Source organism: Mesorhizobium sp. WSM1497 (genome assembly GCF_001672455.2).
GTDB classification, from domain to species: domain Bacteria; phylum Pseudomonadota; class Alphaproteobacteria; order Rhizobiales; family Rhizobiaceae; genus Mesorhizobium; species Mesorhizobium ciceri.
The window spans coordinates 180,381-207,375 of record NZ_CP021070.1; the positions used below are offsets into that span (position 1 = coordinate 180,381).

Sequence of the window (26,995 nt, forward strand, 5' to 3'; positions counted from 1 at the left end):
AATGCCTAGCCGCGTGAGGGGCGAGCCACTTCCCGCACCGAGATCGCCTTGTGCAGATGCACCATCATGGCGGCGGCGAACAGCGGCGTCAGCAGGTTAAGCAACGGCACGGCGAGGAAAGCCGCGATGAGCAGCCCGGCGAGAAACACCGTGCCGGCATAGTGCCTGCGCAAGGCCCTGGCCTCGTCTTCCCCGCGAAAGCGCATGGCGGCGAATTCGAAGAACTCGCGCCCGAGCAGATAGCCGTTGACGATGAAGAAGGCGGCTATGTTGACGCCCGGCACCAAGAGAAGCAGCAGCGCGACGATGTTGCCGAGAATGACGACACCGAGGAATCGCGCCGACAGCACCAGCGAGCGCAGCGCCGGCATGGCGCGGCCGGTCGGATCGCCGGGGTAGTCGGTGCGCTCGACCACTTCGGCGATATCGTCGAGGAACAGGCCGGCGACAACAGCCGTCACCGGCGCGATGAGCAACGCCATGCCGAAGGCAAGCGCTATTGCCGCGATGATGCCGCCGAGCCACCCGGCCCAGGACGGCATGCCGGGCAACAGCGTCTGCAGCCACGGCAGCGCCAGCCACTCGACGAGGCTGGTCAGGCCGAACCACAGAGCCACCAGTGCCAGCACGGTCAAGCCCAGCGTCTTGACGAACACGGCCCGAAAGGGAGGCGAAATCAGCTCGAGGGCCGCAGCGCGGGCAGCGTCGAAAATCACCTTGTCACACCCCCGGTTAGCGGACGCCGCCTAAAAGGCTGATGCTTCCGAGATAGGCAGCGCAGGCCATGAGCACAAGCGGGCTGGCGTTTACCGCGCAACCGCCGGCTTTCGAACCGGGATGGTCATGGCAGCGACCCCGGCCACGACAAAACCCATGCCCAGCCATGCCGTCGAACCAAGACTTTCGCCGAGGAAGAGAGCGCCGATGCCGACGCCGATCGGCACGCGCAGATAGGCCTGCGAGGTGGTGCCGACCGAACCCAGCGTGTGGATGAGGCGGAAATAGATAACGAAGGCCAGCGCGGTGGAAAAGACCGACAGGCCGAGCAGGGCCAGGATCGACGCGGTCGATGGCGCCAGCGTCCACGGCTGGTCGAACACCAGACTGAGCGGCACGAGGATGACGGCGCCGCACAGCATGGAACCGGCGGCCGGTAGCATTGGGTCGAGGCCCTTGAAACCGCGGCCGAAAATGGCGGCCCCGGCATAGCAGACCGTCGCGGCGACGATTGCCAATTGCGCCCACAATTCATGACCGAGGCCACCCAGCGCCTGCGTGCCGATAATGAGGCAGATGCCGGCAATGCCGGCGCCGACACCGATCAGTTTGCGCAAGGTGACCGGCTCGTGGCGGGTGATGAGCGCGGTCAAGAGGAAGGTGAAGATCGGCGAGGTCGCGTTGAGGATGGTGGCGAGGCCGGCATCGACCGAGCGTTCGGCCGCGGCGATCAGGGTGAACGGAATAACGCTGTTGAGGCAGGCCTGGAAGGCGAAGCGGCGCCAGCTTGCAGCGTCGCCCGGCAAGGCGAGCCCGCGCCAGCGGATGATGGCCAACAGGATGCCGCCGGCGATCAGGGTGCGGGCGGCAATGAAGGTGACCGGCGGGATGGTTTCGACGCCGATCTTGATGAAGGTGTAGGAGGCGCCCCAGAGCACTGCCAGCACGACGAGCAGTACCAGGTCGGTGGTCAGATCGTTTTTTGCAGGCTCGTTCTTCGTCGACATGCTTTTTGTAGACATTGGGGGCTGGCTCGCCTTCGAAGCGGGATCGTCTGATCCAGGCTTATAGGCGGTGCGGCGATGAAATGCTTCGGCCACGGTCGAATTGTCATAGCGCCTCGCGGCTGATGCGCCTTTGCCTGTTCCGCCAAAGTTGCGTGTCACGCCCTAGGCAAACCGGTTTCAAATCGCTAGACCCGCGCCGGGCCGGCGTGGCAAGAAGCCGGCTCGGGTTTTTGGCGGAGATTTTGATGCCGGATTATGACGTGCTTTGCATCGGCAATGCCATTGTCGACATCATCGCCCAGTGCGACGAGGAATTCCTCGAGACCAACGGCATCATCAAGGGCGCGATGAACCTCATCGACACACAACGCGCCGAACTGCTCTACAGCCGCATGGGCCCGGCGATCGAGGCGTCCGGCGGCAGCGCCGGCAACACGGCGGCCGGCGTCGCCAGCTTCGGCGGCCGCGCCGCCTTCTTCGGCAAGGTCTCCAACGATGCGCTGGGCGAAATCTACGCGCACGACATCCATGCACAGGGCGTCGCCTTCGACACCACGCCGCTCAAGGGCGAGCCACCGACGGCGCGGTCGATGATCTTCGTCACCCCTGACGGCGAGCGTTCGATGAACACCTATCTCGGCGCCTGCGTCGAGCTTGGGCCGGAGGATGTCGAGGCCGACAAGGCTTCTGGCGCCAAGGTCACCTATTTCGAAGGCTATCTGTGGGACCCGCCGCGCGCCAAGGAAGCGATCCGCCAGACGGCGAAGCTGGCGCACGCGGCAGGCCGCGAAGTGTCGATGACGCTGTCGGATTCGTTCTGCGTCGACCGCTACCGCGACGAATTCCTCGAGCTGATGCGTTCGGGCACGGTCGACATCGTCTTTGCCAACAGCCACGAGATCAAATCGCTCTACCAGACATCCTCGTTCGACGAGGCGCTGGCGCAGATCCGCAAGGATTGCCGGATCGCCGCCGTGACCCGCTCGGAAAAAGGCTCCGTGATCGTGCGCGGCGACGAGACGGTGGTGATCAAGGCGACCGCCATCAAGGAACTGGTCGACACGACGGGCGCCGGCGATCTCTATGCCGCCGGCTTCCTGCATGGCTACACGCAAGGCCGCGACCTGCAAACCTGCGGCGACCTTGGCTCACTGGCGGCCGGATTGGTGATCCAGCAGATCGGCCCCAGGCCCCGGCAGAATCTGCGCCGCGAGGCTGAGCAGGCGGGATTGCTTTAACAACCGTCAAGCTGCCGCCCCTCACCGTCGCGCAGTTGTCATACATCGCACCTACACGCAATCTGGGCGTCCCGCGACTGACATTTCGGTGCGCCCTCAGTCAGTTGGGGTGTCAAGAAATGCTGGACAGCATGCTGTCGGGCGGCCGGACCGGTTGCCGCCGCGATTTCCGTTTTCCGCACTAGAAGTTCAACAATCGGCCGCAACTGAGGGGGAGCGCGCGGCCAGAAGACAGATGCATGAACAGATTTCAAATCCAGGGCCTCAAGCAGGACGACTTCGCGGAGATGGTCGCGGAAGACGTCGAACGTGCACTTGCCCACTATGACGAGGCCATCAACAAGCCCACCATGGTCTCGGTCGGCAAGATCGCCGGCAGCATAGCGTCCGCTGTCACCTTGCTGTCACCGAAGCACCAGCGCGCCATCGACGCCATCCATGCCGACCTGCCCGGCCTGGCGTCGAAATTCGTGCGCGCGCTGGCGGCGGAAGCCGCGCGCCGCAGCGAAGCCGGTATTGCCGGCGTGACAAATCCGCCGACGACCCCGTTGGCCGATGTCGAGCCTCCTTCGCTGCCAAAGTCCGACGATCTCGAATCGATGCTGATCGAGGACTGGGCCGGCCGCGTCGCCGGTTCGACCTATCTGGAAGAGCATCTGCGCATCGCCCGCTCGACCCTGCACCGCTGGCAGCGGCGGGGTGAGGTCATCGCCTTGCGCAAGGGCGGCCGCAAACATGTCTTCCCGCTGGCGCAGTTCGTCGACGGCCGGCCGGTTGCAGGCATTCGCGACGTGCTATCCCTGATCACCAATCCGAGGCTCGCATGGCTGTGGCTGACGCGGCCCTCGGCGCAGCTCGACGGCCGCGTCCCGATCGACTTGCTGCGGCAGGATCAGGTGGACGAGGTCGTCGAGGCCGCTCGCATATTCGCGCCGGGCTGAACGCCTCGCCGACTCACCGCTGAGGCCAGCCCCTCAAGTCCCCGCCGTGTACGCCGCGATCGCCGCCATGTTGACGATATCGCTGTCCTTGGCATTCAGCGACACGATCTGAACCGGCTTGTTCAGGCCGACCAGCAGCGGCCCGATCACCGTCGAGCCGCCGAGTTCCTGCAGCATCTTGGTCGAAATCGAGGCCGAGTGGAACGCCGGCATGATCAGCACATTGGCCGGGCCGGTCAGGCGGATGAACGGGTATTGCGCCATGGCGCGGGCGTTGAGGGCGACGTCGGCGGCCATTTCGCCGTCATATTCGAAATCGACGCGGCGCTTGTCGAGGATGCGCACGGCTTCCTGGACACGCTCGGAGCGTTCGCCCTGCGGATGGCCGAAGGTCGAATAGGCAAGCATGGCGAGCCTCGGCTCATAACCCATGCGGCGGGCAAAGCCTGCCGCCTCCTCGGCGATGTCGGCGATCTGCTCGGCGTTCGGCATATCGTGCACGGCGGTGTCGGCGACCAGCACGGTCTTGCCCCGCGCCAGCACGATCGAGACGCCGATGACGCGGTGGCCGGGCTTGGCGTCGATGACGCGGCGGATGTCGTCGAGCGCGGTCGAATAGTTGCGGGTGACGCCGGTGACGATGCCGTCGGCGTCGCCCAGCGCCACCATGCAGGCGGCAAAGTGGTTGCGATCGTTGTTGATCAGCCGCTGGCAGTCGCGAAACAGGAAGCCTTTGCGCTGCATGCGCTCGTAGAGGTAGTCGGTGTAGATGCCGTTGCGGCGCGACAGCCTTGCATTGATGATCTCGATGCCTTGCTTGTTGAGATCGATGCCGGCGTGCTTGGCGTTTTCCTTGATGACGTCGTCGCGGCCGAGCAGGATGGCGGTGCCGAGCTTCTGGTTCACATAGGAGACGGCGGCGCGCATGACCTGTTCCTCCTCGCCCTCGGCGAAGACGATGCGCTTGGGCTGGCGGCGCACGCGGTCGTAGATGCGCTGCAGGGTCGAAGCGATCGGGTCGCGGCGGGCCGACAGCTCCTGCGCGTAACGGTCGAGGTCAAGGATCGGCTTGCGGGCGACGCCTGAATCCATCGCCGCCTTGGCGACCGCAATCGGAATGGCCGAGATCAGGCGCGGGTCGAACGGCACCGGGATGATGTAGTTGGGGCCGAATTTCGGTCGATTGCCCTGATAGGCGGCGGCGACGTCGTCGGGCACGTCCTGGCACGCCAGTGCCGCCAGCGCCTGGGCGGCGGCGATCTTCATGTCGTCATTGATGGTGGTTGCCCTGACATCCAGCGCGCCGCGGAAGATATAGGGGAAGCCGAGCACGTTGTTGACCTGATTGGGATAATCGGAACGCCCTGTGGCCATGATGGCGTCTGTGCGGATTTCGGCGACCTCCTCCGGCGTGATTTCCGGGTCGGGATTGGCCATGGCGAAGATGATCGGGTTCTTGGCCATCGACTGCACCATGGCGGTGGTCAGCGCGCCCTTGGCGGAAAGGCCGAGGAAGACGTCGGCGCCGTCGAGCGCCTCGGCGAGGCTGCGCGCCTCGGTCTTGACCGCATGCGCCGATTTCCACTGGTTCATGCCTTCGGTGCGGCCCTGGAAGACGACGCCCTTGGTGTCGCACAGGATGATGTTTTCGGGCGAAAAGCCCATCGCCTTCATCAGCTCGATGCAGGCGATGCCGGCGGCGCCGGCGCCGTTGCAGACCATTTTCGTGGTCTTCATGTCGCGACCGGTGATCTCCAGCGCGTTGATCAGGCCGGCGGCGGAGATGATCGCAGTGCCGTGCTGGTCGTCATGGAAGACCGGGATGTCCATCAATTCGCGCAGCCGCTGCTCGATGATGAAGCATTCCGGCGCCTTGATGTCCTCGAGATTGATGCCGCCGAAAGAGGGCCCGAGGAAACGCACGCAGTTGATGAACTCGTCGGCGTCCTCGGTGTCGACCTCGAGGTCGATGGAATCGACATCGGCGAAGCGCTTGAACAGCACGGCCTTGCCCTCCATCACCGGCTTGGAGGCGAGAGCACCGAGATTGCCGAGACCGAGAATGGCGGTGCCATTGGAGATGACGGCGACCATATTGCCGCGCGTCGTGTAGTCGAAGGCGCGCGAGGGGTCTTCGGCGATGGCCAGAACCGGAACCGCGACACCAGGCGAATAGGCGAGGCTGAGGTCGCGCTGCGTTGCCATGGGCTTGGTGGCGACGACCTCCAGCTTGCCCGGCCGACCCATGGCGTGGAATTCGAGCGCTTCCTGCGCACTGACGGACGGACCGCTGTTCTCGGTTTTCCTGGCCATGATGTGCTTGATTTCCTCACCGGTGCAGCACCTCGTTGAAGCGGGTGCTTTGTGTCGGACCGAATTAAGACCACGCGCCGCCGCGTGTAAACCGCCAGCGTGCGGAATCGCGGTTGGTACGCGCGATTGCGGGCATCCTGCCGTCCCGGTCGTCCCCTGTTTTTCGAAGCCCCGGCATTAAACCGCGCGATCACATCTGCTAGCGTGCGGCGCATGAACATGCACAGCCCGAACGAGCCAGACGCCCCCGAGGCGATGACGCCGGTGCCGACCGCCCACGCCGGCGCCACGCCGATGATCGAGCAATTCATCGAGATCAAGGCGGCAAACCCGGATTCGCTGCTGTTCTACCGCATGGGCGATTTCTACGAACTGTTCTTCGACGATGCCGAGAAGGCAAGCCGGGCGCTGGGCATCGTCTTGACCAAGCGCGGCAAGTATCAAGGGCTCGACATTCCGATGTGCGGTGTGCCGGTGCATGCTGCTGACGACTATCTGCAGAAGCTGATCGGCCAGGGTTTCCGCGTTGCCGTCTGCGAACAGATCGAGGATCCGGCCGAGGCGAAGAAACGCGGCGGCAAATCGGTGGTGCGCCGCGATGTGGTGCGGCTGGTGACACCAGGCACCATCACCGAGGACAAATTGCTGGCGCCGTCGGAATCGAGCTTCCTGATGGCGCTGGGGCGGGTGAAAGGCGGAGCGGACCCCTCCTTTGCGCTGGCCTGGATCGACATCTCGACCGGCGCCTTCCGCGTCACCGACACCACCGCCGACCGGCTTTTGGCTGACATCTTCCGTGTCGATCCGCGTGAGTTGATCGTTGCCGAGCCAGTGTTCCACGATCCGGAACTGAAGCCGGTGTTCGACGTGCTCGGCCGCGTCGCCAGCCCGCAACCACCGTCACTGTTCGATTCGGCGTCGGCGACAGGGCGCATCGCCCGCTTCTTCGATGTGGCGACGCCGGACAGTTTTGGCGCCTTTTCGCGCGCCGAACTATCGGCGATCTCGGGCGCCATTGCCTATGTCGAGAAGACGCAGAAAGCGGAGCGCCCGCCGCTGTCGCGGCCCGAACGCGAGGAGCAGGGTTCGACCCTGTTCATCGATCCGGCGACACGCGGCAATCTGGAACTGCTGCGCACGCTGTCGGGCAGCCGCGAAGGCTCGCTGTTCAAGGCGATCGACCGCACGGTGACCGGCGGCGGCGCAAGGCTGCTCGCCGACCGGCTGATGGCGCCGCTGACCGACCCGGCGGCGATCGGCGCCAGGCTGGACTCAGTGTCGTTCTTCCGTTCCGAAACGCGACTTTGCCAGGCGGTGCGGTCGAGCCTGAAGAGCGTTGCCGACATGCCCCGCGCGCTGTCCAGGCTGGCGCTCAACCGGGGTGGGCCGCGCGACCTTGGCGCGCTGCGCGCCGGCTTCGAGGCGGCAGGCGCGATCGCCGAAATCTTTGCCGCGACCGCCCTGCCCCCGGAACTTGCGGCGGCATTGGCCGCCGTCCATGCACTGCCCCAAGCGCTTTCGCAGCATCTGATGCAGGCACTTGGCGACGAACTGCCGCTGCTCAAGCGCGACGGCGGCTTCGTTCGTGGCGGCTACCATGCCGATCTCGACGAGATGCGGGCGCTGCGCGACGAATCGCGAAAGGTGATCGCCGGGCTGGAACGCTCGCTGATCGACGAGACCGGCATCCGCTCGCTGAAGATCCGGCACAACAATGTGCTCGGCTACTATATCGAGGTGACCGCCAACCATCATGCGGTGATGACCGGCAGCGATGGCGCCAAGGCGCGCTTCATCCACCGCCAGACCATGGCCAACGCCATGCGCTTTACCACGACCGAGCTTGCCGAGCTCGAGACCAAGATCGCCAATGCCGCCGACCGGGCGCTCAACATCGAACTGGCCGCCTTCGAGGCGCTGACGACGGAAGCGGTCGGCGAAGCGGAGAAGATCCGCGCCGGCGCCGATGCGCTGGCCGTGCTCGATGTCTCCGCGGCGCTCGCGCTTCTGTCGGAAAGCGAAGCCTGGTGCCGGCCGATGGTGGATTCGAGCCTTGCCTTCGAGATTACGGGCGGGCGGCATCCGGTGGTCGAACAGGCCTTGCGCCGCTCCGGCGAAGGCCCGTTCGTCGCCAACGATTGCGACCTGTCGCCGGAGGGAGCTGCCCGGAACGGCGCCATCTGGCTCCTGACCGGCCCGAACATGGGCGGCAAGTCGACGTTTCTCAGGCAAAACGCGCTGATCGCCATCCTGGCCCAGACCGGCTCGTTCGTACCGGCGACATCGGCCCATATCGGCGTCGTCGACCGGCTGTTCTCGCGTGTCGGCGCCTCGGACGATCTGGCGCGCGGCCGCTCGACCTTCATGGTCGAGATGGTCGAGACGGCAGCGATCCTCAACCAGGCCGGCGAGCGCGCACTGGTGATCCTCGACGAGATCGGCCGCGGCACCGCCACTTTCGATGGCCTGTCGATCGCCTGGGCGGCGGTCGAATATCTGCATGAGAAGAACCGCTGCCGGGCAATCTTCGCCACTCACTTTCACGAAATGACCTCGCTGGCCGGCAAGCTGGCGCGTCTCTCCAACGTCACCATGCGGGTCAAGGAATGGGAAAACGACGTCGTCTTCCTGCACGAGGTCGGCAAGGGTGCCGCCGACCGCTCCTACGGCGTGCAGGTGGCGCGGCTGGCCGGCCTGCCGGAAGCGGTGGTCGACCGGGCCAAGGAAGTGCTGCACCAACTGGAAGAGGGCGAAGTTTCGGGCAAGACCAACCGGCTGGTCGACGATCTTCCATTGTTTTCGGTGGCGGTGAAGCGAGAAGCGCCGAAGCCGATCAAGAGCGACGCGCTGGGCGCGGCACTTGGCGACATCAACCCGGACGAAATGACGCCACGCGAGGCGCTGGAAGCGCTCTACCGGCTGAAGGGGTTGGCGGGGACGTAGTCAGATCATCTCCAACCCGCGCTTGCGCGCTGGTGGCGGGAAAGCGCGGTCGAGATCGGCGATGTCCTGCGGCGCAAGCTTGATATCGAGCGCAGCGACATTCTGGCGGACATGCTCCTCGCTGCTGGCCTTCGGGATGGCGATGACGCCCTCCTGATGCATCACCCAGGCCAGGGCGATTTGCGCAGGGGTCGCATTGTGGCGCCCGGCAATGGCTTCGAGCCTGGCATTGCGCGCCAACGCACCCTGCTCGACCGGCGAATAGGCCATCAAGGGGATGCCGCGCTGCCGGCTCCAGGGCGCCAGATCGAATTCGAGGCCACGCCGGACCAAATTGTAGAGCACCTGGTTGGTCTGGACATTGCCGCCATCGGGCAGGCCGATCAGCTCTTCCATCTCGTCGGTGTCGAAATTGCTGACGCCCCAGTGGCGGATCTTGCCGGCCTTTTTCAGGGCCTCGAAGGCCGCGACGGTTTCCGTCAATGGCACGCTGCCGGGCCAATGCAAGAGATAGAGATCGATGCGGTCGGTGCGCAGGCGTTTCAGGCTGTTTTCGCAGGCGCGCTGCACGCCCGCGCGCGAGGCGTTCGACGGTAGCACTTTCGAGACCAGGAAGGTCTCGTCGCGGCGCCCGGCAATGGCTTCGGCCACCACCTCCTCGGCACCGCCGCTGGCATACATTTCGGCGGTGTCGATCAACGTGATGCCGAGGTCGAGGCCGAGCTTGAGGGCATTGACCTCATCGGCGCGGCGACGGGAATCTTCGCCCATCTTCCATGTGCCCTGGCCAAGCACCTGAACGGCTTCGCCGGAGGACAGTTTGGTGGTTCTGATGGTCGGCATGGCGGGCTCCAGTTGGGGCCGGATCGCATCACAGGCTGGGCGATAAATCCAGAGGCGTTCTCGCCGCGCTGGCGATGGCTGAAGACTTACTTCACCGGATGGGCGGCGAGCCAGGCCTGCATCTGCTTGATCTCTGCTTCCTGCGCGGCGATGACGCCTTCGGCCAGCTTGCGGATTTCCGGGTCCTTGCCATTGGCAAGTTCAACCTTGGCCATGTCGATCGCACCCTGATGGTGCGGGATCATGCCTCTGACGAAATCGACGTCGGCATTGCCGGTGTAGTCGGACGCCATCATGTCGGCATGCATCTTGTCCATCGCCGCCTTGTAGCCTTCCGTCGAAGGACTGGTCGCGTCCGTCGCCATGGCGCCCATGTCGTGTTTCATCTCTTCGCTCTGCGCCGGAACGCTTTCGAGGAAGACGGCAACCAGCATTCCGGCCGCCATCAGCAGCAGCACGAGTTTTTTGGCGAAGGTCATACATGGTCTCCTGTGGATGGGTTTCGTATTTGGGGGCTTGGATCAGAGTTTCAATGTTCTCAGCCGCAATGCGTTTGCGATCACCGACACCGAGGACAGGCTCATCGCCGCCGCTGCCAGCATCGGCGACAGAAGCGTGCCAGTGAGCGGATAGAGCACGCCGGCGGCGACCGGCACGCCAAGCACGTTGTAGAGGAAGGCAAAGAACAGGTTCTGGCGGATGTTGCGGATCGTCGCCTGAGCCAGCGTGCGCGCCCGCACGATGCCGTTGAGGTCGCCTTTGACCAAGGTGATGCCGGCGCTTTCGACGGCGACATCGGCGCCGGTGCCCATGGCGATGCCGACATCGGCGGCGGCAAGGGCCGGTGCATCGTTGACGCCGTCGCCGGCCATGGCAACGCCGGTGCCTTTTGCGCGCAGTTCCTCGACAAGGGCTGCCTTCTGTTCCGGCAGCAGGCCGGCGCGGACCTCGTCGATGCCGAGGCTTCTGGCGATCGCGTTGGCCGTGCGTTCATTGTCGCCGGTCGCCATGACGATCCGCAAGCCGCTTTCATGCAGCGCCTTGATCGCCTCGGCCGTCGTTGTCTTGATAGGGTCGGCGACGGCGACGATGCCGGCCGGTTTTTTGTCGACAGCAACGAACATCGCCGTCTTGCCTTCGAGTTGCAGCGCCTCGGCCTTGGCCGAGATGGATGCGATGTCGACGCCAAGGTCGACCATCATCGCGGCGTTCCCGAGTGCGACCGTCTTTCCCGAGACCGAACCGGACACACCCTTCCCGGTGACCGCCTCGAAGCCGCTGGCCTCTGCAACGGTCACGCCGCGCGTAGCGGCGCCGTCGACGATGGCTTCAGCCAGCGGATGCTCCGAGCCTTTCTCCAGGCCCGCGGCAAGCGCCAGCAATTCGTCTTCGGAGAAGCCGTTTGCCGTGACGACATCGGTCAGCTTCGGCCGGCCTTCGGTCAGCGTCCCCGTTTTGTCGACGATCAGCGTGTCGACGGAAGCGAAGCGTTCGAGTGCTGCGGCTTCCTTGATCAGCACGCCGGCATGCGCCCCGCGCCCGGTGGCGGTCATGATCGACATCGGCGTCGCCAGGCCGAGCGCACAGGGACAAGCGATGATCAGCACCGACACCGCCGAGACGATGGCAAAGATCAGGCTGGGCTCGGGTCCAAACACGGCCCAGGCGATGAAGGCGATAATCGCGACAAGGACGACGGCCGGGACAAAGTAGAAAGAAACGCGATCAGCCAACCCTTGGATCGGGGCGCGCGAGCGCTGCGCCTTGGCGACGAGCTCGACGATGCGCGCCAGCGTCGTCTCGGCGCCGACCTTCTCAGCGCGCATGATCAGCGCACCATTCTTGTTGAGCGTGCCGCCGGTCAGCGCATCGCCCTCGACCTTCTCGACCGGCAACGGCTCGCCCGTGATCATCGATTCGTCGAGCGAGGACCGTCCTTCCAGCACCGTGCCATCGACCGGCACGGCGTCACCGGGGCGTATGCGCAGGCGATCGCCGGCCTTGACGGCGTCCAGAGGCACGTCGTTTTCGGAACCATCGGCGGCGATCAGCCGCGCTGTCTTCGGTGCGAGATCGAGCAAGGCGCGGATCGCCGAACCGGTCTTTTCACGGGCGCGCAGCTCCAGCACCTGGCCAAGGAAGACCAGCGCGACGATGACGGCGGCAGCCTCGAAATAAACCGGCACCGCACCGCCATGGCCGCGGAACTGATGCGGAAAGATATCCGGAAACAGCGTGGCGACGACGCTGTAGAGATAGGCAGCGCCGACGCCGAGCGAGATCAGCGTCCACATATTAGGGCTGCGGTTGACGAGCGAATCCCAGCCGCGGTGGAAGAAAGGCAGTGCCGCCCACAACACGACGGGGCTGGCCAATGCCAGCTCAAGCCAGACCTTCGTCCGCTCGTCGACAAAAGCCTGGAAAGTCAGGCCAAGCATCGGCGCCATGGCGACGACCAGCAAAGGAACGGATAGAGCGGCACTGACCCAGAATCGCCTGGTGAAATCGACCAGTTCCGGATTGGGACCCTCGTCACCCGTTGGTATGCCCATCGGCTCCAGCGCCATGCCGCATTTCGGGCAGGATCCGGGCTTGTCGCGGACGATCTCCGGGTGCATCGGGCAGGTGTATTGCGTGCCCTTGGGCATCGGCTGCGGTGCTGGCCTGCCGCCGAGATATTTTTGCGGCTCCGCCTCGAATTTCGCCTGGCAAGCGGCCGAGCAGAAATAGAAGCCCTGGCCTTCGTGGCGGGCAAAATGACTGGCTGTCGCGCGGTCGACGCTCATGCCGCAGACCGGATCGGTGGCGGTCAGGAATTCTTCCGGTTCGGCGACGAATTTCGTGCGGCAGCCCTGGCTGCAGAAGTGATAGAGATGGCCATCATGTTCGACCGTCGGCTTGCCAGCCGCCGGATCGACAGTCATGCCGCAGACCGGGTCGCGGACGACGCTCTTCGTGGTGGGCACGGCGCCTTTTGTCGAGCAGCAGCTACCGTGCGCGTGATGATCGTGATCGGAATGCGTCATTCGAAAATGCCTTGATGGATCGGTGTGTGACGTGGAGATAGGGCTTCCAGTAACTGGAAGGTCAAGGGCTGTTTCGACTTTTCTTCTCAGGTCCACGGCGCGTCCATCCACCCCAGAAAAAGTCTCACGCGGCAACACCAGGCCTGCTAGAAAGCGCGAGCGTCGCGGGGGTGGGGATTTTCTTCGGCAATGAAGCGTCTGGTCATCAATCTCGATCGGTCTCCCGATCGCCTTGCCCGTGTGACGGCGGAGTTTGCCCGCATCGGCGTTGCATTCGAACGCGTTCAGGCCATAGACGCACGCGACCGGCCGGAGCTGGACCAGCTGCCGCAAAATGTCGGATATCGGAACAGGCTGCCATTGACTGACGGCGAGATCGCCTGCCTGCTCAGTCACCGGGCCTGCTGGGCTGTCATCGCGCAAGGCGACGCCCGCTACGGGGCGATTTTCGAGGACGACATCGTCTTTGCCGCAAAAGCCGGCGCATTGCTTCGCGACAGCGACTGGATCCCAGCCGATGCCGAAGTCGTCAAGCTCGAAAGCTACTTCTGTAAGACCGTGATCCGACGCAAGCGCATTGCCATCGGTCACGGCTTTTCCACATCCAAACTCGACGCCGGACATATAGGAACCGCCGGCTACATCATCTCCAGGCAAACCGCGCTCGACCTGATCAAGGCCACCGAGGAGATCGGCATCGCTGTCGACGACCTTGTCTTCAACCCCGAGTTTTCGGTTTTGCGAGGCGAGACGATCTATCAGCTTGTTCCTGCGCTCTGCGCGCAAGATCAGTTCCTTGGCGACAGGGCGCTCCAATTGCCAAGCCTGCTCAGAGAAAAGCGGGATATCCAGTGCGCCGCACCTGCCGGGACCGGGAAACGCAGAAAGACAGCCATAGCGAGGGTCAAAGCCGAGGCTCGGCGAATAGGCAAGCGCATTGTCGATTTCGGTCGACTGAAGCGGAGAATGGTCATTCCATTTACTTATCCGAGCCAAAACTCAGCCGGGTCTTGAACCGGCTTCAACGCCCCATACCCAGCGCCGCCAAAACGCGCTATAGACGCCGCCGAAACGGCAAGGCCGACTGGATATATGGCAAGAATCTCCCTGAAGCTCGACGAATTGATCGACGGCGAAGCCTTGCGCCGCGAGATGACCGCGCTGACCGCGGCCACGGCGGGCGACGGCTCAGGGCAGGCTGCGCGCAATGGTGTGCTCCAACTGCTCAAGGGACGACTGGCGGACGGGCGCGCCATTGCCGAACGCATGCTGAGGGACGATGGCGGCGGCAGCGCCTGCGCGGCGCGGCTGTCGCATCTCATGGACGAGATCATCCGGGCGCTTTACGATTTCGCCGTCACCCATGTCTACCGGGTCAAGAACCCGTCCTCCGCGGAGCGCATGGCCGTCGTCGCTGTCGGCGGCTACGGCCGTGGAACGCTGGCGCCGGGGTCCGACATCGACCTGTTGTTCCTGCTGCCTTACAAGCAGACGCCGTGGGGCGAACAGACAGTCGAATACATGCTCTACATGCTGTGGGACCTGGGGCTGAAGGTCGGCCACGCCACACGCAATATCGACGAATGCCTGCGCCTGTCGCGCACCGATGTCACCATCCGCACCTCGATCCTCGAAGCACGTTTCCTGTGGGGCGAGGAAAAGCTCTATGATGAACTGATGCTGCGCTTCGACCATGAGGTGGTGCGCACGACCGGCCCCGAATATGTCCAGGCCAAGCTTGCCGAACGCGATGACCGCCATGCCAAGGCCGGCGAAAGCCGCTATCTGGTCGAGCCCAACGTCAAGGACGGCAAGGGTGGCCTGCGCGATCTGCAGACGCTGTTCTGGATCGGCAAATATTTCTACCGGGTGCGCACCGGCGAGGAACTGGTCGATAAAGGCGTCTTCACCGAGGGCGAGTACCGCGAGTTCCAGAAAGCCGAGGATTTCCTATGGGCGGTACGCTGTCACATGCATTTCCTCACCGGCAAGGCCGAGGAGCGGCTGCATTTCGACATCCAGCGCGAGATCGCCGAACGGCTCGGCTACACCACGCACCCCGGCCTGTCCGCGGTCGAGCGCTTCATGAAGCACTACTTCCTCGTTGCCAAGGACGTCGGCGACCTGACCCGCATCTTCTGTGCCGCGCTCGAGGAGGAGCAGGCCAAGCACGTGCCGGGCTTCAACCGCATCTTCCTGACTTTCTCGCGGCGCAAGCGCAAGCTGGCCGGCACGTCGGACTTCATTGTCGACAACCACCGCATCAACATCGCCGACGACCAGGTGTTCGAGCGCGATCCGGTCAATCTGCTCAGGCTGTTCTGGTTCGCCGACAAGCACGGTCTGGAATTCCACCCCGATGCGCTGAAGCTGCTGACCCGTTCGCTCGGCCTGGTCAACAAGTCGCTGCGGCGCGACGAGGAGGCCAACCGGCTGTTCCTCGACATATTGACCTCGGATCGCAATGCCGAACTCAATCTGCGCCGCATGAACGAGGCCGGGCTGCTCGGCAGGCTGATCCCGGATTTCGGCAAGATCGTCGCCATGATGCAGTTCTCGATGTACCACCACTACACGGTGGACGAGCACCTCATCCGCTGCATCGGCGTGCTGGCCGAGATCGAACGCGGCGACGGCGAAAAGGTCCATCCCCTGTCGCACACGCTGATGCCGGGGCTGAAGAAGAGCCGCGAGGCGCTCTATGTCACCGTACTGCTGCACGACATCGCCAAGGGCAGGCCGGAGGACCATTCCGAGGCGGGGGCCAGGATCGCACGCCGCATCTGTCCGCATATGGGGCTGTCGCCTGCCGATACTGAAACCGTTGCCTGGCTGGTCGAGAACCATCTCGTGATGTCGATGACAGCCCAGACCCGCGATCTCAACGACCGCAAGACCATCGAGGATTTCGCCGCGATCGTGCAGTCGGTCGAGCGGCTGAAGCTGCTTTTGATCCTCACCGTCTGCGACATCAGGGGCGTCGGACCGGGTGTCTGGAACGGCTGGAAGGGCCAGTTGCTGCGCACGCTCTACTACGAGACCGAATTGCTGTTGACCGGCGGGTTTTCGGAAGTGTCGCGCGCGCAACGCACGGCGGCGGCGCGCGAGCGTCTGGCCGAGGCGCTTGCCGACTGGCCGGACAAGACCCGCAAGCGCTATGTCGGCCAGCACTACGAGAATTACCTTTTGACCGTCGATCTCGCAGACCAGCTGCGCCATGCCGAATTCATTCGTGAGGCTGACGCGTCAGGCAACAAGCTTGCCACCATGGTCAAGACCCACCAGTTCGAGGCGGTGACCGAAATCACCGTGCTGGCGCAGGACCACCCCCGCCTGCTCTCGGTCATCGCCGGGGCGTGCGCCGGGGCCGGCGGCAACATTGTCGACGCGCAGATCTTCACGACGTCGGACGGCCGTGCGCTCGACACGATCCTGATCAGCAGAGAATTCGACCGCGACGAGGACGAGCGCCGGCGTGCCGAGCGTGTCGGCCGGCTGATCGAGGACGTGCTGTCGGGCAAGAGCTGGCTGCCGGAAATGATCGAGAAGCGCACCAAGCCGCGGCGCGGCTCCAAGGTGTTCAAGATCCCGCCGCGTGCCGAAATCCGCAACACGCTGTCGAATCGTTTTTCGGTCATCGAGGTCGAGGGCCTCGACCGGCCTGGGCTGCTGTCGGAGATCACCGGAACGCTTTCCGACCTGTCGCTTGACATCGCATCGGCCCACATCACCACCTTCGGCGAAAAGGTCATCGACACTTTCTATGTCACCGATCTCACTGGCCAGAAGATAGATAGCCCGGCCCGCATCGCCACCATCCGCAATCGGCTGATGGCAACGCTCGAAGGCATCGTGCCCGAACGCGGCGGCAAGTCCAGGGCGGCGGCCGAGTGACAACGACCATCACTTTGTCCCAATTCCGCAGGCAGTTCCCAAAAGCATGAGCCTCGTCAAGAAATTCGCAACGGTCGCTTCCGGCACGCTGATGAGCCGCGCGCTCGGTTTCGGCCGCGAGATGCTGATGGCCGCCGCACTCGGCACCGGACCGGTCGCCGATGCCTTCAACGCCGCCTTCCAGTTTCCCAACACCTTTCGCCGGCTGTTTGCCGAGGGCGCCTTCAACGCCGCCTTCGTGCCGCTGTTCGCCAAGGAGATCGAGACCCACGGCACCGAAGGCGCCAAGCGCTTTTCCGAGGAAGTGTTCGGCGTGCTGTTCACGGCGCTGCTGGCGCTGACCATCATCATGGAACTGTCGATGCCGCTGATCGTGCGCTATCTGGTGGCGCCGGGTTTTGCCGGCACGCCGGGGAAGTTCGACACCACGGTGACGCTGGCGACGATCATGTTCCCTTATCTGATCTGCATGTCGCTGGGCGCGATGATGGCGGGCATGCTGAATTCGCTGCGCCGCTATTTCGCCGCCGCCGTGGCGCCGGTGTTCCTCAACATCATCCTGATCGGCGTGCTCGCCTATGCCTGGTACAAGGGCTCGGATGCCCTCACAGTCGGCTACGGGCTGTCCTGGGGCGTGCTTGCCGCCGGACTGGTGCAGCTGGCGATCGTCTGGGTGGCAGTGCGCCATGCCGGCATCTCGATCGGCTTTCGCCGTCCCAAAATGACGCCCGCGGTCAAGCGGCTGCTGATCCTGGCGCTGCCGGCGGCCATCACCGGCGGCATCACACAGATCAACCAGCTGATCGGCACGGCGATCGCCTCGGCGCAGAACAGCGCGGTGTCCTCGCTCGCCTATGCCGACCGCATCTACCAGTTGCCGCTCGGCGTGGTCGGTGTCGCGGTCGCCATCGTGCTGTTGCCCGAACTGTCGCGCGCGCTGAAGTCGGGCAATCTGATCGAGGCGGCCAATCTGCAAAACCGCTCGGTCGAGTTCACACTGTTCCTGACGCTGCCGGCAGCCGCCGCACTCTGGGTGATGTCGGAGCCGATCGTACGGCTGGTCTATGAGCGCGGCGCGTTCGCCGCCAACGGCTCGACGCCGACGGTGGCGGCGATCCTGGCGATCTTCGGCCTCGGCCTCCCGGCCTTCGTGCTGATCAAGGCATTCACGCCGGGCTATTTCGCCCGAGAGGACACGCGTACTCCGATGATCTTTGCCGCCATCTCGGTGGCGGTGAACGTCACCACGGCGCTGACGCTGTTTCCACGGATGGGCGCGCCCGGCATCGCGGTGGCCTCGGCCGTCGCCGGCTGGGTCAACGCGGTGATGCTGCTCGGCGTCCTGATCCGTCGCGGCCACTGGGGCCGCGACGTGCCGCTGATGAAGCGCATTCCACGTCTGGTGCTGTCGGCTATCGTGATGGGGGCAGCGCTCTATTTTGCCGAGCATTGGTTCGCCGTCAGGCTCGGGCCCGGCTCGCCGCTGGTGGTCAAGGCGACGACGCTGCTGTCGCTGGTCGCGGGTGGGGCGCTGCTGTACTTCATCACGGCGTTTGCCACCGGCGGCGCCGATTTCGGCATGATCCGTCGCAACGTCAAGCGGGGATCTGGCAAGTCGGCGCCACCGATCGCAAAGACCGAACTGGACGAGTAGGCCGGGCAAGCTCGCAGCGCCGTCTTGATCGCAGCGCCGTCTTCGTCCATAAGCGCGCCGTCGCAAGACTTTCGCCGCGCGCGGTTTCCAGCCGCGTGATTGGCTCCGAAAAGTCTGCAACTTTTCGGAATCACGCTTATACGGCCCTCCACAAGCCATGAGGACAATCATGACCGCCTTCAAGCCACTCGTCTTTTCCGGTGTCCAGCCGACCGGCAATCTGCACCTCGGCAATTATCTCGGCGCCATCAAGAAATTCGTTGCCCTGCAGGACACCTCCGATTGCATCTATTGCGTCGTCGACCTGCATTCGCTGACAGCCCAACTCGTTTATGAAGACCTGGCCGACCAGACGCGGTCGATCACCGCGGCGTTCCTGGCCTCCGGCATCGATCCGAAGAAGCACATCGTCTTCAACCAGTCGCGGGTCATGCAGCACGCCGAGCTTGCCTGGATTTTCAACTGCGTGGCGCGCATCGGCTGGATGAACCGCATGACGCAGTTCAAGGACAAGGCCGGCAAGGACCGCGAGAATGCCTCACTCGGCCTGCTCGCCTATCCCTCGCTGATGGCTGCCGACATCCTGCTCTACCGTGCCACCCACGTCCCTGTCGGTGAGGACCAGAAACAACATCTGGAGCTCACCCGCGACATCGCGCAGAAATTCAACAACGACTTCTCCGACCGTATCGCAGCGCTCGGCGTCGGCGTCGAGATGCAGGCCGGCGAAGAGACCGTGAACGGCTATTTCCCGCTGACCGAGCCGGTCATCGGCGGGCCGGCGGCGCGCATCATGTCGCTGCGCGACGGCTCCAAGAAGATGTCCAAATCGGACCCGTCTGATCTGTCGCGCATCAACCTGACCGACGACGCCGATGACATCTCGAAGAAGATCCGCAAGGCCAAGACCGATCCGGAAGCGTTGCCGAGCGAGCTGGATGGCCTGGCCAGCCGGCCCGAGGCAGAAAACCTGGTCGGCATCTATGCGGGTCTCGCCGAGATGTCGAAGGCGGATGTGCTCAAGCAATTCGCCGGCCAGCAGTTTTCCGTGTTCAAGCCGGCCTTGGCCGATCTTGCTGTGGAAAAACTGGCGCCGATCGCCAGCGAGATGCGCCGCATTTCGGATGACCGCGCCTATGTCGACGCGGTGCTCAAGGACGGCGGCGAGCGCGCCGGCGTGCTGGCCGAAGCGACGATGAAGACGGTGCGCGACATTATCGGCCTGCTGCAGGGCTGATCGCGACATCGGGTGCACTGGCACAAGGCCGGCGGCTTGCCGCCGGTCCGCCGCAGTGGCAGATTGCGCCGCAAGACACCGAGTAGATAGACATGGTCTCCAAACGCCTCAGCCGCGAAGCCGGCCATCGCAGGAAATTCCTGACGATCATCGACGACACGCCGGAATGCGAGCGTGCCGTCGCCTATGCCTCGAAACGGGCGCAGAGCACCAGCGGCACGCTGGTGCTGCTCTATGTCATCGTGCCGGACGATTTCCAGCATTGGCTGGGTGTCGAGAAGATCATGCGCGAGGAAGCCAACGCCACGGCGCGCGCCGCACTCGACAGCTATGCCAACAAGGTGCGCCAGAAGCTCGGCATCGAGCCCGAGATGGTGGTCCGCGAAGGCAAGCCGACGGAAGAGATTCACAAATTGATCGAGGAAGACCAGGACATCGCCATCCTGGTGCTGGCCGCCGGTGCGGGCAAGGAAGGCCCGGGACCGCTGGTCGGCGCCGTGGCCGGCAAGGGTGCCGCCTTCCCGATCCCGGTGACTGTCGTGCCGCAGAACCTTTCGGACGAGGAAATAGACAGCCTGGCCTGAGGTGCGCTGATTTTCAGGTGATGCCGGCCTGACCTGAAAATCTCAACACACCGTCGGGCGCGTCCCAGGGGCGCGCAAAAAACATTCCGCCAGCCAGCCATTCCGGCGATGCGTTTCGCTTGAATGTCCAGCCAATTGAGCCTATTTAGAATTGTTCCAAACTAGATGCCCAAACGGGCACGGAGACGGCCATGTTCATCCAGACCGAATCGACGCCAAACCCGGCGACGCTGAAATTCCTGCCCGGCAAGGAAGTGCTTGTGGAAGGCACCGCCGATTTCCGCGATGCCGACAGCGCCGCCGTCGCCTCGCCGCTGGCCGGCCGGCTGTTCGAAATTCCTGGCGTCACCGGCGTTTTCTTCGGCTATGACTTCATCACCGTGACCAAGGATGGCCCCGACTGGCAGCATTTGAAGCCGGCGATCCTCGGCGCCATCATGGAGCATTTCATGTCCGGCGCGCCCGTCATGGCCAAGGCTGGCCCGGCCGCCGAGACCAGCCAGACCGGTGAGTTCTACGACAAGGCCGACGAGGAGCTGGTCATCACCATCAAGGAGCTGCTCGACACGCGGGTGCGCCCGGCGGTCGCCCAGGATGGCGGCGACATCACCTTCCGCGGCTTCGAGAATGGCACGGTGTTCCTGCACATGAAGGGTGCCTGCGCCGGCTGCCCGTCATCGACGGCGACGCTGAAGCACGGCATCCAGAACCTTCTGCGCCATTTCGTGCCGGAAGTGCAGCAGGTCGAGCAGGTCTCCTGACGCCCGTTTTGACAATTCTACCCTGCTGACCATCTGGTCCGATTTCTTCCGGCGCATCGGTCAGAAGGAACTCCAAAATGATCTACGAACTTCGGGTTTACAGGGCTTTGCCGGGACGCTTGCCGGCGCTTCTTGATCGCTTCGACAAGATCACGCTCAAATTATGGGATAAGCACGGTATCCGCCAAGCGGGTTTCTTTACCACGCTGATCGGAGCTTCGAACAACGAACTGACCTACATGCTGGCATGGGAATCGCTGGCCGAACGCGAAGAGCGCTGGACGGCGTTCGTGAAGGACCCTGCCTGGACGCAGGCGCGGGAAGACTCCGAGCGTGATGGCCAGATCACCGAGACAATCATCAACCAAATTTTAGTTCCCACCGCGTTCTCGGCGGTGTCCTGACCGCCGAGCAGGCGTCGCATCGCGCAAACAACAAAAAACCGGGCCGAATTGCCCGGTTTTCTGCTTGGGACGTCCGTTGTTGCCTAGACGGTCCGCGTACGAAAACTGCCTCTAGAGAACGATGACCTTGGCGCCGACCGAGGCGCGGTCATAGAGGTCGATAATGTCCTGATTCATCAGCCGGATGCAGCCAGACGACATCGCCTTGCCGATCGAATTCCATTCCGGGCTGCCATGCAGGCGATAGCCTGAATCACCGCCCTTGTTGAACAGGTACATGGCGCGCGCGCCGAGCGGGTTCTTCAGGCCCGGCTCCATGCCGCCGGCAAACTTTTCCAATTCCGGCTGGCGCTGGATCATCTGCCTCGGCGGCGTCCAGGTCGGCCATTCGCGCTTGAGCGCAATGTGGGCGGTGCCATGCCACTCGAAGCCCTCGCGGCCGACGCCGATGCCGTAGCGAATGGCCCTTCCGTCGCCCTCGATGAAATAAAGGAACTTGTTCTGCGTATCGACGATGATCGTGCCCGGCTTTTCCGGGCTATCGTAGTTCACTTCCTGCCGATGGTACTTCATCGGCACTTTCTCGATCGGGATGCGCGGCAGCTGATAACCGGCGTCGGTGACCGCGCCGTAGTCGTTGGAGAATATCTGCGAGCCGATGGTGCTGCAACCGGCGATAGCAGTGGAGAGCGCCAGTGCGGCGATGATTGCAAACGACTTCATGCGCATCAGGTGATCCGGTGCCCCGCCCAAACTCGGCGGCACGAGTCGGCCGCTCTCTCATCATCATTCATGCTGGCATTTGCTTTGCTTGCCAAGCGCGCGATGCCTATATGCCTGCCTTGACGTACCGGTAAGCGTATCACTATGGCATTTTGGCAACAGGACTCACAGGATTGTGAAGCAAATTCAAGGGGCCTGCTCCATGGGTTCGTGGAAATCGAGGAGAACCGTCATGAATGTCGGTGACGCCGCCCACCGCTCCGGCCTGCCGGCCAAGACCATCCGTTACTATGAAGAGATCGGCCTGATCGCCCCGGCACGCGCCGCCAACGGCTACCGCGATTATTCCGGAGACGACATCCATCGGCTGGCCTTCCTGCGCCGCGCGCGCAATCTCGGCTTTTCCATCGACGATTGCCGCCAGCTGATGGCGCTTTACCAGGATCGCAGCCGCGCCAGCCAAAACGTGCGCGAAATCGCCGCCGCCCATGTCACGGCGATCGAGGAGAAAGTGCGCGAGTTGCAGTCGATGCGCTCGACGCTGCAGAAACTGATTCATGCCTGTCACGGCGACGAAAGGCCGGATTGTCCGATCCTTGATGACATGGCGGGCGCGGCATTGCCCAGCGACAAGGGCGCCTCTGCGCCTGCATAATGACCGTATGTCGACGACGCCCGAAGCCTGGTCGACTCCTGCCGGGAGGACATCCGCAATGGTCTCGATGACCGTCGAACTGCGCAATGTGGAGGACACGCGAGCCGCCATGGGCTGGGCCGGCGGCCACACGATCATCGTCGACCGGCCCGAAGGCAAGGCCGGCGGCATGGGCCTGGGCTTCAATGGCGGCCAGTTGCTTGCCCTGGCGATCGGCGGCTGCTTCTGCAACGATCTTCGCTACGTCGCCGAGGAAATGGGCGTAACGCTCGACAAGATCGCCGTGACCGTGACGCTGAACCTCGAAGGCAAGCCTTTGCTCGCGACCTCGTCAACCATGGCGGTTTCATGCACGACGCTGGACGGCTCCGACCCGGCCGAGATCATCACAAGGGCCGCGGCGATTTCCACGGTCAGCAACTCCCTGCGCCAGGGCGTGCCGGTGAGCATTGAAACGGCCGCAACGACGGCCGGCTTGTCGGAGGAATGATCCCCGGGAACAGGCGCATTGGCCGCGTGGATTGTCAGAGATCGCCCAAAAAGGCCCGCCGCCGGCACGGCGGAGCGATTGACCCAATTTTCTTCGGCATCTGGGCGCGTCAATCAGCCGCTCTATGTCTTCCCTTGTCGCAATGATCAACGATGGAGGTTGGCATGGATCGGCGATTGTTTCTGACTGGAATGCTTGGGCTGGCAGGGGCTGCGACCGTCGTCGCAATCGCGCGTCCTGCCACCGCCTTGGCCGGCATCCCGAATACGGGGCCCGGCATTCTCGACGAGCTCGACAAACCGTCCGACGATATTCTCGACCCGGATGGTCCCAGTGTCCAGGATGGCGTCGAGTTGGTGCGGCACCGCAGATGGCACCGCCGCCGTCGCCGACGCGGGTGGAGGCGGGTCTGCCGTCGCTATTGGCGCAATGGCTATTGGCGCCGCAGATGTTTCCGCAGATCCTTCTGGATCCACTTCTGACGAGACCAGCAACGCGAAGGTCCCGGCGCCCGCCGGGGCCTTCGCTATCGCTGCGGGGAATCCAATCGGCAAAAAAGGCCCGCCGCCCCTCGGCAGCGGGCAGGTCCTGGAGTGCCGGGGGATCAACCCGGCATGGGATCAACGAGCGGGTCACCGGTTGGTTGCAGGGATCGGCCCGGTAGCCTTCCTTTGGGTGGACCGCCACCGGGCCTGACCGGAGCGGGGTGTATTGGGGGAGCCCCGGCTGCTTCCAAAATATCACTTTTCTCTTATATTCGCTTTAGCTAATTTACATAAAGCCATGCATCACCCGCAGATGGGGTGCGCACTTCACGAAAGTGTCGAAGTGACGTCTCCCTGCTTATGCCATTCGGCATTCGCGGAACTAAAGCGGTGCATCTGACTTTGGTTGGTGACGCGCAAAGATTTTTTCGCTGCTATCTTAAAGTTACCAAATGGAAATTGACCGGCGCAGCATATCAAGTCGATTTGCGCTGACGATCTCTTTGTTTTTCCAGGAACTGCTTGGCGTGCTCCGCCCAATCAGCCGTCGTGACTTTATGCTCCTGAACGGACTTTCTGAAAGCCTTGCGCAGAGCATCAAGATCAAAGGCCCACAGTTGTTCACCATCAGTGCTGTTCAATTTTGTGCCGCCCGTCCCCATGAGAACGATGGTGTGCACCACAAGCTCAATCTTTCAAGGATCAATGCCTGACTTCTTTTGGGTATATCCGGGTATATCGAATATACAATCGCCTGCATAAAGGCGATTATCCGGTTGACAAACCCAAACCGCTTACGTAGGTAAGGACATAGGAGATTTCCATGTCCGTTCTGTCCCGCCCCGAGTTCCATGACGAAGCCAAGGCTTTCGAGCATGTGGAAGGCATCCTTTGGCCACAGGGTCCAGTTTGCCCCAAGTGCGGCTCTATGGATCGCCACTATGCTTTGAAGGGCGTTCGCACCAAGGCTTCCAAGAAGAACCCCCACGGCGTCGAGCGTCATGGCCTGTACAAGTGCAGCGCTTGCCGCTCGCAGTTCACCGTCCGCATGGGTTCGATCTTCGAGGAAAGCCATTTGCCGCTGACCAAGTGGCTACAGGCCATCCACCTTATGTGCGCCTCTAAGAAGGGCATTAGCGCTCACCAGATGCACCGCATACTCGAGTGCACCTACGAAGCCGCATGGTTCCTGTGCCACCGCATTCGCCTTGCAATGGCCTCTGGCGACCTGTCGCCGCTTGGCGGCAACGGCAAGACCGTAGAGGTTGACGAAACCTACACAGGTCGCCTTGCCGGCACTCAGGTTAAGCGCGGCGGCGGCGCACACAAGAACACTGTCGTCACGCTTGTCGAGCGTGGTGGCCGCGCCCGTTCCTTCCACGTCGATACCGCCCGCATTGGCACTGTCATGCCGATCGTTCGTGCCAACATCGCCAAGGAAAGCGCCTTGATGACGGACGAGGCTGGCATGTATCGCCGCGTGGGCCGGGAATTCGCCTCGCACGATGTCGTCACGCATTCCAAGGACGAATACGTTCGCTACGAAGGCGAAAAGACCATCCACACCAACACCGTGGAAGGCTTCTATTCGATCTTCAAGCGCGGCATGAAAGGCGTCTATCAGCATTGCGGCGAGCACCACCTGCACCGCTACCTTGCCGAGTTCGACTTCCGGTACAGCAACCGCATCGCCCTTGGCGTTGATGACGGAACCCGCGCTTTCATCGCCTTGAAGGGTGCTGCCGGTAAACGTCTCCGCTATCAAAGACCTGCTTGACGAGAAGCGGACGCACTTCCGAAAGGCGGTGCAGCTAGAGTTGCCGCTCAGGCCGAAGCGCGGGCGGCAATAATCAATTATTAGCTTGGCTCGACAGCGGGCGGCCTTTTTTCCAGAGTGATTCGAGTTGGGACACATCACCCGAATCGAAGGCCGATTCCAGTTCGTGAAGCCATTTGTCATCCGGCTCAAACACGAACTCTTTTGGGAAACCAACATCCCCGAAATTGTCCGCATCGTCGTTGGAATCTAATTGTGGATTTCGGATATAGATGAGTTTCTTTGTCTCCGCCACTGCGATGCGGTCAAGGGGCTTCATACCATAAGCCATTGCAATGCAACGTTTTTTCATTTCAATCTCCTTCGCTTGAACTCTAGACCGGGGAGCTATCAGCCACCAGCGAAAGGACGGAAAATTGCCAAACTAAAATATGCAAAACGCATATGTTCCGCGTGGAACATAACCCATCTTGAACTTTGGAACACGGTCGAATAGTTATAGTCATACGATTGTGGGCAGAAAGGCTTGCACAATGGACGACCGAACGGAACACGAACAGAGCGGCGGACAGAATGGCGCTGGCCGGACTCCGCCCTATGTCTCGTTCAAGTCCTTCCTAACCCTCTTGGAGGACTTTAAGAAAACCGGTACGCCGCCGCGAATTGACAGGTCGGTGCTAAGCCGTTTTTCCGGTGGTCTTGGCTCGCAGCTGCTTGTCGCGCTCAGGTCATTGGGATTGATGACAGAAGACGGGACACCGACCGGTCTGCTTGAAGAGCTGGTGGCTTCATACGATACGCCGAATTTTCATTTGGGTTTGAAGCGGATTTTGACCCACGCTTACCCATTTCTCCACAGCGTGGATTTGAAAACCGCCACTCCTTCAATGTTCGCTGAGGCGTTTAAGAACGGGACGAACGCCAAAGAAGACGTGCTGAGGAAATGCCGAACCTTTTTCCTCCACGCCGCGAAGGCGGCTAGCATCGAAATCGGACCTAGGCTGGAAAAAGGAACCTACACGCGAACATCTTCGGGAAATGGCCGGAAGAAGCGGAAAGCATCAAAGCCTGAGGATCCAGCCGACAATTCGGGTTCAACAGGCGGTGTTCAAATCCCGGTCGAACACGGTAAAGCGCTTGAATATCAGCTTATCGACCTAATGACAGAACCCGACATCGACGACAACGTGAAGCAGTCAATTTGGGCGTTGGTCCAGTATCTGACCGCGAGGAAAATGAAAAAGGCGACGGCACCCAAGGACACCGTCGCCTCCTGATTTCGAGTGTGTCGCGCTTTGCTGGC

Annotated in this window: 23 protein-coding genes; 15 read left to right on the forward strand and 8 right to left on the reverse strand. The window is 62.8% G+C overall.

Annotated features, from left to right (window positions below):
• Window positions 1-5: 5 nt before the first annotated feature.
• Both A9K65_RS00855 and A9K65_RS00860 read right to left on the reverse strand, forming a co-directional pair.
• Complete coding sequence (locus A9K65_RS00855) at window positions 6-716, reverse strand: sulfate transporter family protein (protein ID WP_027163754.1); 711 nt, start codon at window positions 714-716, stop codon at window positions 6-8.
• Window positions 717-806: 90 nt separating this feature from the next.
• Window positions 807-1,739: an EamA family transporter gene (locus tag A9K65_RS00860; protein WP_064995792.1), complete on the reverse strand. Its 933-nt coding sequence runs from the start codon at window positions 1,737-1,739 to the stop codon at window positions 807-809.
• Window positions 1,740-1,969: 230 nt separating this feature from the next.
• Between A9K65_RS00860 and A9K65_RS00865 the strand changes: the two genes are divergently transcribed.
• Entirely contained in the window at window positions 1,970-2,962 is a 993-nt protein-coding gene (locus tag A9K65_RS00865) for an adenosine kinase (protein WP_013528052.1), read from the forward strand.
• 239 nt (window positions 2,963-3,201) lie between these two features.
• Entirely contained in the window at window positions 3,202-3,903 is a 702-nt protein-coding gene (locus A9K65_RS00870; protein ID WP_064992979.1) for an antitoxin Xre/MbcA/ParS toxin-binding domain-containing protein, read from the forward strand.
• Window positions 3,904-3,936: 33 nt separating this feature from the next.
• Here the strand turns inward: A9K65_RS00870 and A9K65_RS00875 are convergent, their stop codons facing one another.
• Window positions 3,937-6,216, reverse strand: a complete 2,280-nt coding sequence (locus A9K65_RS00875) for an NADP-dependent malic enzyme (protein ID WP_064992978.1) — start codon at window positions 6,214-6,216, stop codon at window positions 3,937-3,939.
• 213 nt (window positions 6,217-6,429) lie between these two features.
• Between A9K65_RS00875 and mutS the strand changes: the two genes are divergently transcribed.
• Window positions 6,430-9,159: a DNA mismatch repair protein MutS gene (gene mutS, locus A9K65_RS00880; RefSeq protein ID WP_064992977.1), complete on the forward strand. Its 2,730-nt coding sequence runs from the start codon at window positions 6,430-6,432 to the stop codon at window positions 9,157-9,159.
• Here mutS and A9K65_RS00885 read toward each other — a convergent pair whose 3' ends face one another.
• The 3 genes from A9K65_RS00885 to A9K65_RS00895 form a co-directional block, all read right to left on the reverse strand.
• The gene (locus A9K65_RS00885) at window positions 9,160-10,002 is read right to left on the reverse strand and encodes an aldo/keto reductase (protein ID WP_063171107.1); all 843 of its coding nucleotides are present in this window, start codon (window positions 10,000-10,002) and stop codon (window positions 9,160-9,162) included.
• A gap of 86 nt (window positions 10,003-10,088) precedes the next feature.
• On the reverse strand, window positions 10,089-10,481 hold the full coding sequence (locus A9K65_RS00890) for a DUF305 domain-containing protein (protein WP_013528057.1): 393 nt from the start codon (window positions 10,479-10,481) through the stop codon (window positions 10,089-10,091).
• Window positions 10,482-10,523: 42 nt separating this feature from the next.
• The gene (locus tag A9K65_RS00895) at window positions 10,524-13,028 is read right to left on the reverse strand and encodes a heavy metal translocating P-type ATPase (protein ID WP_064992976.1); all 2,505 of its coding nucleotides are present in this window, start codon (window positions 13,026-13,028) and stop codon (window positions 10,524-10,526) included.
• A gap of 189 nt (window positions 13,029-13,217) precedes the next feature.
• Here A9K65_RS00895 and A9K65_RS00900 point away from each other — a divergent pair, with 189 nt between their 5' ends.
• The 7 genes from A9K65_RS00900 to A9K65_RS00930 all read left to right on the forward strand — a co-directional run bounded on the left by A9K65_RS00900 (window position 13,218) and on the right by A9K65_RS00930 (window position 21,562).
• Entirely contained in the window at window positions 13,218-14,042 is an 825-nt protein-coding gene (locus tag A9K65_RS00900) for a glycosyltransferase family 25 protein (RefSeq protein WP_064992975.1), read from the forward strand.
• Window positions 14,043-14,120: 78 nt separating this feature from the next.
• Window positions 14,121-16,922: a [protein-PII] uridylyltransferase gene (locus tag A9K65_RS00905; RefSeq protein WP_064992974.1), complete on the forward strand. Its 2,802-nt coding sequence runs from the start codon at window positions 14,121-14,123 to the stop codon at window positions 16,920-16,922.
• A 46-nt stretch (window positions 16,923-16,968) separates the two neighbouring features.
• A complete protein-coding gene (murJ, locus tag A9K65_RS00910; protein ID WP_024501802.1) occupies window positions 16,969-18,576 on the forward strand; it encodes a murein biosynthesis integral membrane protein MurJ in 1,608 nt (535 codons plus the stop codon).
• A 169-nt stretch (window positions 18,577-18,745) separates the two neighbouring features.
• A complete protein-coding gene (gene trpS, locus A9K65_RS00915; RefSeq protein WP_064993042.1) occupies window positions 18,746-19,813 on the forward strand; it encodes a tryptophan--tRNA ligase in 1,068 nt (355 codons plus the stop codon).
• A gap of 92 nt (window positions 19,814-19,905) precedes the next feature.
• Window positions 19,906-20,397 (forward strand): universal stress protein, encoded by a 492-nt coding sequence (locus tag A9K65_RS00920; protein WP_013528063.1) that lies wholly within the window; start codon window positions 19,906-19,908, stop codon window positions 20,395-20,397.
• Between the two features lie 191 nt (window positions 20,398-20,588).
• Window positions 20,589-21,158, forward strand: coding sequence for a NifU family protein (locus A9K65_RS00925; protein WP_013528064.1), 570 nt, complete (start codon window positions 20,589-20,591; stop codon window positions 21,156-21,158).
• Window positions 21,159-21,235: 77 nt separating this feature from the next.
• Entirely contained in the window at window positions 21,236-21,562 is a 327-nt protein-coding gene (locus A9K65_RS00930) for an NIPSNAP family protein (RefSeq protein ID WP_064992973.1), read from the forward strand.
• 111 nt (window positions 21,563-21,673) lie between these two features.
• On the opposite strand, the gene A9K65_RS00935 is transcribed toward A9K65_RS00930, so the two are convergent.
• Window positions 21,674-22,291, reverse strand: coding sequence for a L,D-transpeptidase (locus A9K65_RS00935; protein WP_013528066.1), 618 nt, complete (start codon window positions 22,289-22,291; stop codon window positions 21,674-21,676).
• A 226-nt stretch (window positions 22,292-22,517) separates the two neighbouring features.
• Between A9K65_RS00935 and cueR the strand changes: the two genes are divergently transcribed.
• From cueR to A9K65_RS00960, 4 genes are all read left to right on the forward strand, one after another.
• Window positions 22,518-22,940: a Cu(I)-responsive transcriptional regulator gene (cueR, locus tag A9K65_RS00940; protein ID WP_024501803.1), complete on the forward strand. Its 423-nt coding sequence runs from the start codon at window positions 22,518-22,520 to the stop codon at window positions 22,938-22,940.
• A gap of 58 nt (window positions 22,941-22,998) precedes the next feature.
• Window positions 22,999-23,430 (forward strand): OsmC family protein, encoded by a 432-nt coding sequence (locus A9K65_RS00945; RefSeq protein WP_024501804.1) that lies wholly within the window; start codon window positions 22,999-23,001, stop codon window positions 23,428-23,430.
• Between the two features lie 937 nt (window positions 23,431-24,367).
• Entirely contained in the window at window positions 24,368-24,628 is a 261-nt protein-coding gene (locus tag A9K65_RS00955) for a hypothetical protein (protein ID WP_063171103.1), read from the forward strand.
• A 110-nt stretch (window positions 24,629-24,738) separates the two neighbouring features.
• The gene (locus A9K65_RS00960) at window positions 24,739-25,692 is read left to right on the forward strand and encodes an IS1595 family transposase (RefSeq protein WP_064992971.1); all 954 of its coding nucleotides are present in this window, start codon (window positions 24,739-24,741) and stop codon (window positions 25,690-25,692) included.
• Window positions 25,693-25,765: 73 nt separating this feature from the next.
• Here A9K65_RS00960 and A9K65_RS00965 read toward each other — a convergent pair whose 3' ends face one another.
• Window positions 25,766-26,044, reverse strand: a complete 279-nt coding sequence (locus A9K65_RS00965; RefSeq protein WP_086081282.1) for a hypothetical protein — start codon at window positions 26,042-26,044, stop codon at window positions 25,766-25,768.
• A gap of 181 nt (window positions 26,045-26,225) precedes the next feature.
• On the opposite strand from A9K65_RS00965, the gene A9K65_RS00970 reads away from it, so the two are divergent.
• Window positions 26,226-26,969 carry a DUF5343 domain-containing protein gene (locus A9K65_RS00970; RefSeq protein ID WP_064992969.1) on the forward strand — a complete coding sequence of 248 codons (744 nt, stop codon included), beginning with the start codon at window positions 26,226-26,228 and terminating at the stop codon, window positions 26,967-26,969.
• Window positions 26,970-26,995 lie beyond the last annotated feature (26 nt).